Source organism: Pseudarthrobacter sp. W1I19 (assembly GCF_030817835.1).
GTDB lineage: Bacteria > Actinomycetota > Actinomycetes > Actinomycetales > Micrococcaceae > Arthrobacter.
Genome location: NZ_JAUSZR010000001.1, coordinates 578398 through 591573, shown reverse-complemented (window position 1 = coordinate 591573; position 13176 = coordinate 578398). Strand labels below are relative to the sequence as shown.

At 65.4% G+C, this 13176-nt stretch carries 11 protein-coding genes, 1 tRNA gene and 1 pseudogene; 7 read left to right on the top strand and 6 right to left on the bottom strand.

Going from position 1 to position 13176, the window contains the following annotated elements:
* Positions 1-161: 161 nt before the first annotated feature.
* The 3 genes and pseudogenes from QF038_RS02755 (at position 162) to QF038_RS02745 (ending at position 3955) form a co-directional block, all read left to right on the top strand.
* Complete coding sequence (locus QF038_RS02755; protein WP_307608517.1) at positions 162-1970, top strand: ABC transporter ATP-binding protein; 1809 nt, start codon at positions 162-164, stop codon at positions 1968-1970.
* Positions 1967-3794, top strand: a pseudogene (locus QF038_RS02750) (ABC transporter ATP-binding protein). Before QF038_RS02755 ends, QF038_RS02750 begins: the two are co-directional and overlap by 4 nt.
* A gap of 84 nt (positions 3795-3878) precedes the next feature.
* A tRNA-Pro gene (locus tag QF038_RS02745) sits at positions 3879-3955 on the top strand.
* A gap of 152 nt (positions 3956-4107) precedes the next feature.
* On the opposite strand, the gene QF038_RS02740 is transcribed toward QF038_RS02745, so the two are convergent.
* The gene (locus QF038_RS02740; RefSeq protein WP_285249376.1) at positions 4108-4326 is read right to left on the bottom strand and encodes a hypothetical protein; all 219 of its coding nucleotides are present in this window, start codon (positions 4324-4326) and stop codon (positions 4108-4110) included.
* 131 nt (positions 4327-4457) lie between these two features.
* Between QF038_RS02740 and QF038_RS02735 the strand changes: the two genes are divergently transcribed.
* A complete protein-coding gene (locus QF038_RS02735) occupies positions 4458-5723 on the top strand; it encodes a helix-turn-helix transcriptional regulator (protein ID WP_307608515.1) in 1266 nt (421 codons plus the stop codon).
* A 53-nt stretch (positions 5724-5776) separates the two neighbouring features.
* Here QF038_RS02735 and QF038_RS02730 read toward each other — a convergent pair whose 3' ends face one another.
* Together QF038_RS02730 and purD are read right to left on the bottom strand one after the other, a co-directional pair.
* The gene (locus QF038_RS02730; RefSeq protein WP_307608512.1) at positions 5777-6715 is read right to left on the bottom strand and encodes a phosphoribosylaminoimidazolesuccinocarboxamide synthase; all 939 of its coding nucleotides are present in this window, start codon (positions 6713-6715) and stop codon (positions 5777-5779) included.
* A gap of 1 nt (position 6716) precedes the next feature.
* A complete protein-coding gene (gene purD, locus QF038_RS02725; protein WP_307613383.1) occupies positions 6717-8033 on the bottom strand; it encodes a phosphoribosylamine--glycine ligase in 1317 nt (438 codons plus the stop codon).
* A gap of 94 nt (positions 8034-8127) precedes the next feature.
* Here purD and QF038_RS02720 point away from each other — a divergent pair, with 94 nt between their 5' ends.
* The 3 genes from QF038_RS02720 to QF038_RS02710 are packed head-to-tail and all read left to right on the top strand — an operon-like array spanning position 8128 to position 11175.
* Positions 8128-9705 carry a molybdopterin-dependent oxidoreductase gene (locus QF038_RS02720; protein ID WP_307608510.1) on the top strand — a complete coding sequence of 526 codons (1578 nt, stop codon included), beginning with the start codon at positions 8128-8130 and terminating at the stop codon, positions 9703-9705.
* A gap of 36 nt (positions 9706-9741) precedes the next feature.
* A complete protein-coding gene (locus tag QF038_RS02715; protein WP_307608508.1) occupies positions 9742-10758 on the top strand; it encodes an asparaginase in 1017 nt (338 codons plus the stop codon).
* A 36-nt stretch (positions 10759-10794) separates the two neighbouring features.
* Complete coding sequence (locus QF038_RS02710) at positions 10795-11175, top strand: sterol carrier family protein (protein ID WP_307608506.1); 381 nt, start codon at positions 10795-10797, stop codon at positions 11173-11175.
* A 41-nt stretch (positions 11176-11216) separates the two neighbouring features.
* Here QF038_RS02710 and QF038_RS02705 read toward each other — a convergent pair whose 3' ends face one another.
* From QF038_RS02705 to QF038_RS02695, 3 genes are read right to left on the bottom strand one after another with little or no spacing between them, the layout of a single operon-like run.
* Positions 11217-11981 (bottom strand): ABC transporter permease, encoded by a 765-nt coding sequence (locus tag QF038_RS02705; RefSeq protein ID WP_307608504.1) that lies wholly within the window; start codon positions 11979-11981, stop codon positions 11217-11219.
* Complete coding sequence (locus tag QF038_RS02700; protein ID WP_307608502.1) at positions 11978-12799, bottom strand: ABC transporter ATP-binding protein; 822 nt, start codon at positions 12797-12799, stop codon at positions 11978-11980. The genes QF038_RS02705 and QF038_RS02700 overlap by 4 nt, the downstream gene beginning before the upstream one ends.
* On the bottom strand, positions 12789-13175 hold the full coding sequence (locus tag QF038_RS02695) for a DUF1048 domain-containing protein (RefSeq protein ID WP_307608500.1): 387 nt from the start codon (positions 13173-13175) through the stop codon (positions 12789-12791). The genes QF038_RS02700 and QF038_RS02695 overlap by 11 nt, the downstream gene beginning before the upstream one ends.
* Position 13176: the final 1 nt, after the last annotated feature.

Genomic DNA, 13176 nt, shown 5'->3' with positions numbered 1-13176 from the left:
ACTGATAGCTCATCGGTGGAACCAGGCGTGGCCCGCATTGCAGCATGCAATAACTGGCCAACCTTCAAAGCCGGCGCGCGAAGCCTGTGAATCGTCTCACGCCATGGCATAGGGTTGTTGCTACGGGAAACTACATTCGTTTTAGAGCTTGAGAAGCGGGCATGGCCAAGCAAACTCCATTTTTTCGTTCCATCAGTCGCCTCTACCCCCATGTCCGGCCGATCATCCCCCGGCTTTTGCTGGGACTTCTCTGCGCGCTTATGGCCAGCGTTGTTGCCCTCGCCATTCCGCAGGTCCTCCGGGTGCTGGTGAACGAATCACTGAAGCCAGGCGGTGCAACGGAAGCGGTGTGGATTTCTGCGGGCCTCATCCTGGTGCTCGGCGTAGCCGAGGCTGGCCTGGTGGCCCTCCGCCGGCAGTTCGTCATCAATCCCGCCACGTCAGTGGAAACCAACATGCGGGTTTCGCTGTATGGCCACCTGCAGGACCTGACTGTTTCCTTCCACGACCGCTGGGGCTCCGGGCAGCTGTTGTCCCGCGCCATGACAGACCTGAACTTCCTGCGCCGCTGGATGGCCTTTGGCGCCATCATGCTGGTGGTCACCACCCTCACCGTGATCATCGGCATCACCGTGATGTTCGTGATGAGCTGGCAGCTGGCCCTCATCTTCCTGGCCGCAGCCGTGCCCATTATGGCGTACAGCTTCCGGTTCCGGACCCGCTTCAGCCGCGTGACCCGCCGCAGCCAGGACCAGGCCGGCGACCTCGCCACCACCGTAGAGGAATCCGTCCACGGCATCCGTGTGCTCAAAGCGTTCGGCCGCAGCCGGGAGGCGCTGGAGAACTTCAACGAACAAGCCGAGGAACTGCGCCAGACGGAGATCGAAAAAGCACGCCACCAGGCAACATTCACTATGGTGGTCACCCTCCTTCCGGAGCTCGCCCTCGGCGCTGGCCTGGTGGTGGGCGTGATGCTGTGCGCCGGCGGCCAGCTCAGCATCGGCTCGCTGGTGGCGTTTTTTGCCACCGCCGCTGTGATGGCCTCGCCCGTGGAATTTTCCGGCATGCTGCTGGCTATGGCACTCACGGCCAAGACCGCCGTCGACCGCCACTTCGAAGTGATGGACACACCCAACACCATCACCAGCCCTCCGCAGCCGCGGCGGCCCGGCCAGTTGGCCGGCGCCCTCCGTTTCTCCAGTGCCGCGTTCGCTTTCGAGGACGCGCCGGACAAGCCGATCCTCAAGGAGATCAACCTGGACGTCCGCCCCGGCGAGACCATGGCCCTGGTGGGCATCACCGGCAGCGGCAAGAGCGCGCTGATCCAACTGGTTCCGCGGCTGTTCGACGTCACCGGCGGTGCCATCACCATCGACGGCGTGGACTTGCGGGACTTTGACGTGGAAGAGCTCCGGCGGATTGTCGCAGTGGCCTTCGAGGATACCACCCTGTTCTCCAACTCGGTCCGGGACAACGTCCTGCTCGGTGCCCCCGTCCGCAATGATGCCGTCCTCGACGAAGCCCTGGACGTGGCCCAGGCCCCCTTCGCGTATTCCCTGCCGGAGGGGGTGGACACCCTCATCGGAGAGGAAGGCCTCAGCCTTTCCGGCGGCCAGCGGCAGCGGATCGCCCTGGCACGCGCCATCGCCGCGCGTCCCCGCGTGCTGGTCCTGGACGATCCCCTGTCCGCGCTGGACGTGCACACCGAGGAACTGGTGGAAACGCGGCTCCGTGCCGTGCTGAAGGACACCACCACGCTCATCGTGGCCCACCGCCCGTCCACAGTGGCGCTGGCGGACCGGGTGGCATTGCTCGAGGACGGCCGCATCACCGCCGTCGGCACCCACACCGAACTGCTGGCCGCCAACCACCACTACCGCTACGTCATCGCCAGCCTGGACCAGGAACCCCGCGACCTGGACTCCGAGCTGTCCGCCCTCGAGGACCAGGCAGAGGAAGTGAACCGATGAGCACTGCAACCTTCGGCACGGCCAACGAGGACAACGCCCACCTGAGCAAAAGCGACAGCCGGGCGGTACGACGCCGGTCGCTGGCTTTGTTGCGCTCCCTGATCCGACCGGTGCGGCTGCGGTTCTGGCTGACGATTGCCATGGTGGTCCTGTCGCAGGCTGCCCGGGTAGCCGGTCCGGCGCTGATCGCCTTCGGCATCGACCACGCACTGCCCGCCCTGCAGGCCGGAGACAACCTCCCACTGGTGTTCACCGGCGTCGCCTATCTGCTCGCCGCCATCGCGACGGCGGGACTCACCGCCCTGTATGTGACCTCCACGGCGAAACTCAGCCAGGCCATGCTCCTGGACCTGCGCTTGCGGGTATTCCGGCATACGCAGCGGCTGAGCCTGGAGTTCCACGAAAAATACACGTCCGGGCGGATCATTGCCCGGCAGACCTCGGACCTGGAGGCCCTCCGCGAACTCCTCGACTCCGGCGTCAGCTCCCTGGCGTCCGGCATGCTGTTTATGATCTTTACCGCCGTCACGGTATTCGCCCTGGACTGGCGCAGCGGCCTGCTGGTGCTGGCAGCAGGTGTTCCCATGTTTTTCCTGGCCCGCCTGGTACCAGAAACACTCGCAGATCGTGTTCCGCGAATCCCGGGTGGTGTCTGCGCGGCTGATCGTGCACTTCGTGGAGACCATGACCGGCATCCGCGCGGTAAAGGCCTTCCGCAAGGAGCAGGAAAACGCTGACCGCTACGGCAAGCTCGCCGAAGACTACCGGCTGGTTACTGTCCGTTCCATCAACCTCAACGGCATCTTCCAGCCGGGGCTGGTGCTGATCGGGAACGTGTGCGTGGCAGTGGTCTTGCTGTTCGGTGGTTTCCGCGTCCTCACCGGCGACCTTGCGGTGGGTGTGTTGCTGGCCCTCATCCTGTCCACCAAACGGTTCTTCCAGCCGGTGGACCAGATGGCGATGTTCTACAACTCCTTCCAGAGTGCCCAGGCAGCATTGGAGAAAGTATCCGGGCTCCTCGAGGAAGTGCCCACCGTCCGCCCGCCCAGGAACCCGGTAGCCCTGCAGAACGCCAAGGGCGCCATAGATTTCAAGGACGTCGAGTTCCGCTACGGCGACGGGCCGCTCATCGTGCCCCGGCTGAACCTGCACATTCCCGCGGGCCAAACGGTAGCACTGGTGGGGCAAACGGGTGCCGGGAAATCAACTCTCGCAAAACTGATCGCCCGCTTCTATGACCTCTCCTCCGGCTCTTTAACCCTGGACGATGTAGACCTGCGCAACCTCAGCACCACGGACCTGAGGCGGAACATTGTTATGGTCACCCAGGAGGCCTTCCTGTTCAGCGGGTCCGTGGCTGACAACATTGCCCTGGGCCGGCCGGAAGCATCACGGGCAGAAATCGAGGAAGCAGCGAAAGCGGTGGGCGCGCATGACTTCATCCTCGAACTGCCCGAGGGATATGACACCGATGTCAACAAGCGCGGCGGCAGGGTCTCATCCGGGCAGCGCCAACTGATCAGCTTCGCCCGGGCTTTCCTGGCCCGCCCGGCCGTGCTGATCCTGGACGAGGCCACCTCCTCCCTGGACATCCCCTCGGAAAGACTCGTGCAGAACGGCCTGGCCCGGCTACTCGCGGGCACGGACGCCGCCAGGAGGACCGCCCTGATCATTGCGCACCGCTTGTCCACGGTGGAAACCGCGGACCGGGTGCTGGTGGTGCACGACGGCCGGATCGTCGAGGACGGATCACCCGCGGATCTCATTGGCGGCGGCGGGCGTTTCGCCGACCTGCACGGTGCATGGAAGGACTCGCTGGTCTGACCTGCGAAATCCGCCGCAGACGTCCAGGATTTCGCATCGGGACCCCACATCGGCTATTCTTGTAAAGTTGCTTTTGCAGCGGATCGGGATGTAGCGCAGCTTGGTAGCGCGCTTCGTTCGGGACGAAGAGGTCGCAGGTTCAAATCCTGTCATCCCGACCAAAACAAGAGAGGGTCTCCCACGGGAGGCCCTCTTTTGTGTTCCGTGACGCCCTCGGCGGAACACCAGAGGGAACGGTAACTTTCCGGTAAAGGGAAAGGCCCCGGAGCAGTTGCTCCGGGGCCTCCCTCGCCTCCTGTGGTGAGGAAGCAGATTAGGCAGGATCAGGCCAGTTGCCGATGTACGTGGTGTACGTGACGTCGGTGCTCTTGTCCTTCTTGACCTTCTGGGAAGCCGGATCAGGCCAGTTCCCAATGGCTACGGAAGTACCGGAGTTGTCAGCCAGTGAACCCGCAGACAGTACGGCCGGAGCCGCTGCGGAAAATGCCAAGGCCCCCGCCAGCACGGCGGCGGCAGCAATTTTCTTCAACATATGTGTTCCTCAATACGAGTCGGATTCGTTACAAAGCCAGCACTGTCCTTGTTGACACCCATTGTAAAATGTTTTCCACAGGGACTGTCAAGCATTCGTCAAACTGACTGTCCGGAAGAGGAGGAAATCCCGTGGGCAACGGATTCGGGGAGAAGCTCCGGGCGGAGCGGCTCGAACGGGGATTGACGCAGGCCGAACTGGGCAAGGACCTGTATTCACCCAGCTATATTTCATTGCTCGAGACAGGCCGGAGGGAACCGACGGCCGAGGTCATCGAGGAACTGGCGCGGCGCCTTGAACTGGCGCCCAAGGCCCTCGAGGCCTGGAGCCAGCCAATTACCGTCAGCGACGCTGAGTACGTCCTGGCCGGCCTTTATGCCCGCCAGGCCTGGGACCTCCGTGACTACCCTTTGGCGGCCAGCCACGCTGCCACGGCAGCCCAGATTGCCCTCGAGGGCAAAAACACCAGCGCCTGGTGGAACATGACCTACATGCAGGCCGAGTGCCTGATGAAGCAAGGCGAACTGCGCGAATGCCAAAAGATCATCGAGCGGCTCCTCGAGCACCCCATGGCCACCGAATCAGTTGGCCTCGGTGTGCGGGCGCGGCAAATGCTGGCCGCCGTCTGCCACGGACAGGGGCAACTGGCTGTCGCGGTCCAGCACGGGCTTGAAGCTGTGGAGCTCTCGGCCAAACTGCCGAGGAATTCAACAGTGCTCATTGGTGCCCACCGGATCCTGATTGGCGCGCTGGCCGAAAGCGGGCGGCTGGACGAGGCCTGGAAGTACTGCATGGCGCTCTACGAACAGGTGGACGAACACGCGATGTCACAACTGGCCGGGGAGGTAGCCTGGGTCATTGGCAACGTGGCGTTTATGCGGCACGACTACGCCGAAGGGGTCAAGCACCACGAGCGGGCCGCGAAGCTCCTCTCCCCCGCCAACGACATCGAGCTCTGGGCGCGGTTCAACAAGGCCTCCGCCGCGGTGCGGCTGTCGTCGGGAATTGTCGAACCCGAGACCCTGTCCTCCATCGAACGGGCAGAGCTCGCCTTCTCCATCGTGGGAGGAACCAAGAGCGACGAGCTCGAGGTCGCCTTCATCCGCGCCCGCTGGCTGTACCTGACCGGGGACATTGTTGCGGCCGTCGAAAAGCTGAGGGAAATCCACGCTGAACGCGACGCCCTCGCCAAGCACACGGCCGGAGAGGTTTCACTGCTCCTGGGCAAGTCCCTGAAGGCCGCCGGCGAAGCGGACGAGGCCCTGGTCCGCCTTGAGGAAGCCCAGAAGGCATTCAGCGCGGCAGGAGCAGCAGACCGTGTCCAGCAGGCACTGGACGCGGTCTTGGAAATCCGGCTGGCCCAGCAGCGGGCCGCGGCTGCTGCCAAAGCCAGCTAAGCTGCACCCCGCTCGCCCGGAGCCGCTGGGGCTCCGCGCAAGTGAGGCACCGGTCAGGCGAAGCTTTTGCCGGTCAGCTTCTCGTACGCCTCAACGTAACGGCTGCGGGTCCGGTCTACAACGTCAGCAGGCAGCGCCGGCGGGGGCGTGTCCGAAGACCTGTCCCAGCCCGATTCGGCGGATGTAAGCCAGTCCCGGACGTACTGTTTGTCGTAGGACGGCTGCGCCTGCCCTGGCTGGTAGGTGGAGGCATCCCAGAACCGTGAGGAGTCCGGCGTCAGCACTTCATCCCCCAGGGTGATCGAACCGGAGACGGCGTCGTAACCGAACTCCACCTTGGTGTCGGCGAGAATGATCCCGCGCTCCCGCGCAATGGCCTCCGCCTTGGTGTAAATCTGCAACGTGAGCTCGCTCAGCCGGCCGGCAATGTCGTCACCCACCATGGCCACCACGGCGTCGTAGGTGATGTTTTCGTCGTGCTCCCCCACCGCGGCCTTGGCCGAGGGTGTGAAGATGGCGTGCTCCAGCCGCGACCCGTCAACCAGGCCCTCCGGCAGGGGGATGCTGCACACGGTTCCGGAGGCGCGGTATTCCAGCAGGCCGGAGCCGGTGAGGTAGCCGCGGGCAATGCACTCCACCGGGAACATGTCCAGCTTCTTGCAGATCATGGCCCGGCCTTCCACCGCCGCCGGAACCCCGTCCTCCACGGTGGAGGCCAGCACGTGGTGCTCCACGTCCAGCTGGTCGAACCACCACAGGCTCAGCTGGGTAAGGATGCGCCCCTTGTCCGGGATCTCGCTGGACAGGACGTGGTCGAAGGCGCTGATGCGGTCGCTGGCCACCACCAGCACGCACTCCTGGCCTACCCGTTCGACGATGGATTCGTCAGCCGGCTCGTAAAGGTCGCGCACCTTGCCGGAATAGACATGCTTCCAGCCCGGCAGGTCCAGGGTGGTTGTACTGAAGCCGCGTGCTGCGGGAGTCTCGCTCATGCTATGCCTTCGCCTTCGTGATGGGCAGTGATCCGGTGGCACCTGACGATACCCTGATCTCGCCCCGGGCGGCCTTGCCGCCAATGTCAGTGCGGAACTGCGAGCCTTCCAGCTGAACCAGTTCCACGCCGTCGTACGCCTTTTCGCGCGCCTCCACCAGGTCGCTGCCCAGCGCCACGACGGCCAGGACGCGCCCGCCTGCGGAGATCACCTTGCCCTCCTCATCAAAGGAGGTCCCGGCGTGGATCACGTGTACGCCTTCGAGTTCCTCCACCTTCTTCAGGCCGCGGATGCGGTCACCGGTGCGGGGCGTGCCGGGGTAGTTTTCGGAAGCGACGACGACGGCGACGGCAGTCTCCTTCGACCAGCGCAGCTCTTCTGCCTTGTCCAGTTCGCCCTTGGCGGCTGCCAGGAGGAGGGCGCCGAGGGGGGTCTTGAGCCGTGCCAGCACGGCCTGGGTTTCCGGGTCGCCGAAACGGACGTTGAATTCGATGACGCGGGTGCCGCGCGAGGTGAGGGCCAGACCGACGAACAGTACGCCTACAAAGGGCGTGCCGCGGCGGGCCATTTCGTTGACGGTCGGTTGGGCTACCCGCTCAATGACCTCCTGGACAAGGCCTTCGGGGGCCCACTCCAGCGGGGTGTACGCACCCATGCCGCCGGTGTTGGGTCCTTCGTCGTTGTCGAAGATCCGCTTGAAGTCCTGGGCAGGCGAGAGCGGGACGGTGTTCTGCCCGTCGCAGAGGACAAAGAGGGAAACCTCCGGGCCGTCGAGGAACTCTTCGATCACCACGGAGCCGCCGGCATCGAAGCACGACTGCGCATGGGCCAGGGCTTCGTCGCGGTTCCCCGTAACCACTACCCCCTTGCCGGCCGCCAGCCCGTCGTCCTTCACCACGTAGGGTGCGCCGAAGGTGTCCAGGGCCGATGCGGCTTCGTCTGCGTTGGTGGCCACCATGGCCATGGCCGTAGGAACGCCGGCTTCGGCCATGATTTCCTTGGCGAAGGCCTTGGAAGCCTCAAGTTGGGCGGCAGCCTTGCTGGGGCCGAACACCGGGATGCCGGCATCACGTACAGCGTCGGAAACACCCGCTGCGAGCGGTGCCTCCGGACCCACCACCACCAGGTCCACGGCGAGCCTGGTGGCCAGGGCGGCTACGGCGTCGGGGTCGTTGCCGTTGATCTCGTGCGTGGGGACCAGCTTGCTGATGCCGGCATTGCCGGGCGCTGCATGGACCTCGGACACGTTGGGGTCGGCGAGCAGGGAGCGGACAATGGCGTGTTCGCGGCCTCCGGGGCCGATGACGAGTACCTTCACAGTCTCCAAGGGTACTTTGTGCACCCAGCCCCCTCCTAAGCTGTGTCAGCCGCGGCAAAACAATCCCGGGGGCGGCCCGCTACGAAGCATTGTTATGAAAAAGCTCCTGAACTGGCTCAAAGGTCCCACTGCCCTGGCCGCGCTGGCAGGCGTGGTGGCTGCCGCCGTCGTCCTCGCCGTGGCCGAACTGGCCGGAGCATTTTTTACGGCCCGCGCCACGCCCGTGTTTGCCCTGGGGTCCACGTTCATCGATTTCACGCCGTCCTGGATGAAGGACTTCGCGATCGCCACGTTCGGCACCAACGACAAGGCAGCACTTTTTGTGGGCATGGGCCTGACCATCGCCGTGCTGGCGTGCGTGCTGGGCGTGGTGGCCTACCGGCGGTGGACGCTGGGCGTGCTGGGAGTCCTGTTGATGGGCACGGTCATCGTGGCCAGTGTGGTCACGCGGGCAGGCGTCGGGCCGGCCGATGCCATACCGTCGGTGCTCGGGACCCTCGCGGGCCTGCTGGTGCTGCGTGCCCTCATAACCCCGTTGCGGGGACTGAAAGCCTGGCCCGAAGCACCGGCGAATGTGGCCGACGGCGACCCCGCGCACTCCGGGGCCAGCCGCCGTCGTTTTTTCGCCGCTGCCGGAATCACCGCGGCCGCGGCCGGCATTGCCGCCACGGGCGGCCGCCTCGTGGGTGCGGCCCGGAGCAACATCGCCAAGGCGCGGAAAGCCCTCCAGCTGCCCGCCGCGGTCCAGACAGCCGCGACCGTTCCTGCGGGCGTCCAGTCCCCGGTGGCCGGTGTCCCGCCATGGCTGACGCCCAACGGCGAGTTCTACCGAATCGACACTGCCCTAAGCGTCCCGGAAATCAATGCAGATGACTGGGAGCTGCGGGTGCACGGGCTGGTGGAGGAAGAAGTCCGGCTCACCTTCCAGGACCTGCTCGACGCCGACCTGATCGAATCGCACGTAACCCTTACCTGCGTTTCCAACCCAGTGGGCGGCAACCTCGCTGGCAACGCGAAATGGCTGGGCCTGCCCATCCGCGAGGTGCTGAAGCGGGCGCGCCCCAAGGACGGGGCGGACATGGTCCTTTCCACGTCCATTGACGGTTTCAGCGCTTCCACGCCACTGGAGGTCCTGCAGGACGGCCGCGATGCCATCCTGGCCATCGGAATGAACGGTGAGCCGCTGCCCCTTGAGCACGGCTATCCCGTACGGATGGTGGTTCCGGGCCTGTACGGTTTCGTCTCGGCCACGAAGTGGGTGGTGGACCTGGAGGTCACCAGGTTCGAGGACAGCAAAGCCTACTGGACGGAGCGCGGCTGGTCCGAGCGGGGGCCCATCAAGACCATGGCGCGGGTGGATGTTCCCAAGTCGTTCGCCAAGGTGCGCGCGGGGAAGGTGGCCGTGGGCGGCACCGCCTGGGCGCAGACGCGGGGCATCACGAAGGTGGAGCTCAAGATCGACAACGAGGACTGGGTGGAGGTGGACCTCTCCGCTGAAGCGTCGCTGGTCACCTGGCGCCAGTGGTCCTATGAATGGGACGCCACGCCCGGTCCGCACTACCTGAAAGTCCGTGCCACGGACGGCAGGGGCGAGGTACAGACGGAGCAGCGTGCCGATCCGGTTCCCGACGGCGCCTCGGGCTGGCAGTCGGTGATGGTCACCGTGGAGTAGCCGGGCATCCGGGAGGCTGGCCCCTAGACTGGCAGCATGCCGCATAACCCGCATGCCACCTTTACCGTGGACTCCGCCGTCGAACTGGCCGTGATTGAGCGCAGCGGCTTTGTGGAGTCCCGGCACATCGGCTCAGCCGTCCTGCTCTCCGCCGACGGGTCCGTCGTCACCGAACTGGGCGACATCAACACCCCCATCTACGCCCGGTCTGCCCTGAAGCCGTTCCAGGCGCTGGCCTCGATGCAGGCCGGGGTGCCGCTCCGCGGCGCCCAGGTGGCGCTGGCCTGCGCGAGCCACGTGGGTTCCCTGGACCACATGGACGTGGTGTCCGGGATGCTCAAAGCGGCGGGCGTGCGGGAGGACCAGCTCCAATGCCCGGAAGCGTGGCCGCAGGATGAAACAGCCAGGAACTGGCTGGTCCGTTCTGACCGCGGCAGGTCGAAGCTGGCCTTCAACTGCTCCGGCAAGCACGCCGCGTTCCTGTGGGCCTGCACTGAAAACGGCTGGGACACGCACAGCTATCTCGAGCCCAACCATCCGTTGCAGCAGCAGGTGCGCAGCGTCATCGAGGAGTACACGGGCGAAAAAATCGCCCACTTGGGAATCGACGGCTGCGGCGCGCCCGTGGCGGCCGTTTCGCTGAAGGGCCTGGCGCGGGGCTTCTCGCAGCTGGCCAAGGCGCCGGGAGACCAGAGCTTCAACGCCCGGGCCGCCACCATCGCAACGTCCATGCTGGACTACCCGTGGGCGGTGCAGGGCCGCGGCGAGGCCAACACCATTGTGATGGACGAGCTGGAAATCATCGCCAAAATAGGGGCCGAAGGCGTCCTGGCCATGGCCACGCAGCAGGGAGTTTCCGTGGCTGTCAAGATCCTGGACGGGAACCTGCGGGCCACCTCCCTGGTGGCCCTGACCTTGCTGGCCGCCGCCGGCGCGGTGGAGATTCCCGGCGTAGCGAGCGTGCTGGAGAAGGTCGTTGAGCCGGTGCTGGGCGGCGGCCGGCCCGTGGGAAAGATCCGGCTGGGCCCGGCCGTCTCGGCCCTCCTGGACTGACTCACTTGAACCACTGGCTGAAGGAAGACTCGAAGCATGGCTGTAGCCCGCCGTCGTATTGACGTTCAAGAAGGCGCCGCGGCGGTGGAGGCGTGGCGGAAAACTGCCGGGCCGTCGTCGGACGTTCCTCCGGTTCCGCGCGCCGTGCTGGCCACGGCAGTGCGGTACACGCTTGAGGAAGTGACCGCGCGGGCGCCGGGAAATTCCGTGGAAGTGCGCGTGCCGCCCTTCGGCGTCACGCAATGTGTGGAAGGGCCCCGCCATACCCGCGGAACGCCGCCCAATGTGATCGAGTGCGACGCCGCCACCTGGCTTGCGATGGCGACGGGGCTGGTGAGCTGGGCTGAGGCAGTCGCGGCCGGCAAGGTGGCCGCTTCCGGCCTGCGTGCTGACCTCTCGACCCTCCTGCCGCTGTAGAACGTGCTGCGCAGGGGACAAAGACAGTCCCCTGCGCCCGCCTAGCTGACTTTGCGGCGGTAGATGGAGATCGCAAACGCGCAGGCGATTGCGAGTATGCCCACCAGCCAAGCCAGGGTGACCCAGATGTCAGTACCCACTGCTTCCTGGGCAAACAGGGCCCGGATGGTGTTCACAATGGAGGTCACGGGCTGGTTTTCGGCGAACCAGGCCACTGGGCCGGGCATCGATCCGGTGGGCACGAACGCTGAGCTGATGAACGGCAGGAAGATCAACGGGTAGCTGAAGCCACTGGCACCATCGACGCTTTTCGCGGAGAGCCCGGCGATCACCGCGATCCAGGTCAGCGCCAGGGTGAACAGGACCAGGATGCCGGTTGCCGCCAGCCAGGCGGCCGGTGATGCTCCGGTGCGGAACCCCATGAGCAGCGCGACGCCCACCACCACGGCAACTGACACCAGATTCGCTGCCAGTGAGGTGAGCACATGCGCCCAGAGCACGCTCGATCTTGCAATCGGCATGGACTGGAAGCGTTCGAAGATGCCGCCCTGCAGGTCCAGGAACAAACGGTAGGCCGTGTACGCGACACCGGACGCGATGGTGATAAGCAGGATGCCGGGCAGCATGTAGTTGACGTACGATCCGCCGGTCCCGGTATTGATTGCGCCGCCGAACACGTACACGAACAGCAGCATGAGCGCGATCGGGGTGACGGCGGTGGTGATGATCGTGTCGGGGCTGCGCAGGATGTGGCGCAGGGAGCGGCTGGTGAGCACTCTGGTGTCGCCCAGGACGTGGCTGGTCATCGGGGTTCCTTTCCTGCTGGGACCGGGCTGTCGGCAGGGTCGGTGTCGGAGGGGCAGCCCTTCCCGGTGAGGGCGAGGAAGACATCCTCCAGGGAGGGCTGCTTCTCCACGTACTCCACTTTGGCGGGCGGGAGCAGCCGCTTGAGTTCGGCGAGGGTCCCGTGCTGGATGATCGTGCCCTTGTGCAGGATCGCGATCCGGTCGGCGAGCTGTTCCGCCTCGTCAAGGTACTGGGTGGTGAGCAGCACCGTGGTGCCGCCGTGGGCGAGCTGCTTCACCGTCTGCCACACCTCGAGGCGCGCCTGGGGGTCGAGCCCGGTGGTGGGTTCATCGAGGAAGATTACCGGGGGGTTGCCGATCAGGCTCATCGCAATATCCAGCCGGCGGCGCATGCCGCCCGAGTAGGTCGATGCCTTGCGGGGCCCGGCTTCGGTGAGGGAGAAGCGGGCCAGCAGGTCGTCGGCGATCCTGGCCGGGTTCTTCAGGTGGCGCAAGCGGGCGATCAGGATGAGGTTTTCCCGGCCGGTGAGCACTTCATCGACTGCGGCGAACTGGCCGGTCAGGCTGATCGACTCACGCACATCTCCCGGGCTTTCGGCAACGTCGAACCCGTGGACAACCGCGGTGCCCGAGTCGGCTTTCAGCAGGGTGGACAGTATCCGCACCAGGGTGGTTTTGCCGGCACCGTTTGAACCGAGCAGCGCGAAGATGCTCCCCCGCTTCACTTCAAAGTCGACGCCCCGCAGCACGTGCAGGTCCTTGAACGACTTTTCGATGCCCAGAACCCGGATCGGTTCGAGGGCCTGGTCAATGGTCATGCTCCACCTCCTTTCCACTGCGGCCGGCGGCGGCGTCGATGGCCTTCGTGAGGCGGGCCCGCTCCTTGTCGATCCAGCGCGTGCCGCCATAGGCCTGGGTGAACGTCTCGGCGAACTCCACCGGGTCATCGCCAACGATGTCGGCCACCGGCGTCCCGTCGACCGCGGCACGTTCCCACAGGTCGGCAAAGTCGCCGAACATCCTGACCAGAGTGTCGCCGTCGGTCACTCCGCCGTAGTACATGAAGTACCGTTCGAATGCTTTTGCGGCGGCACGGTACGGCTCGGGGAGCGCCTCCACGCGGGCCTTGTACTGCTTGAACTGCTTCTTCTGCTCGAGCGAGCCGGTGAGTGCTTCGATCCATTTTGCGGCCATG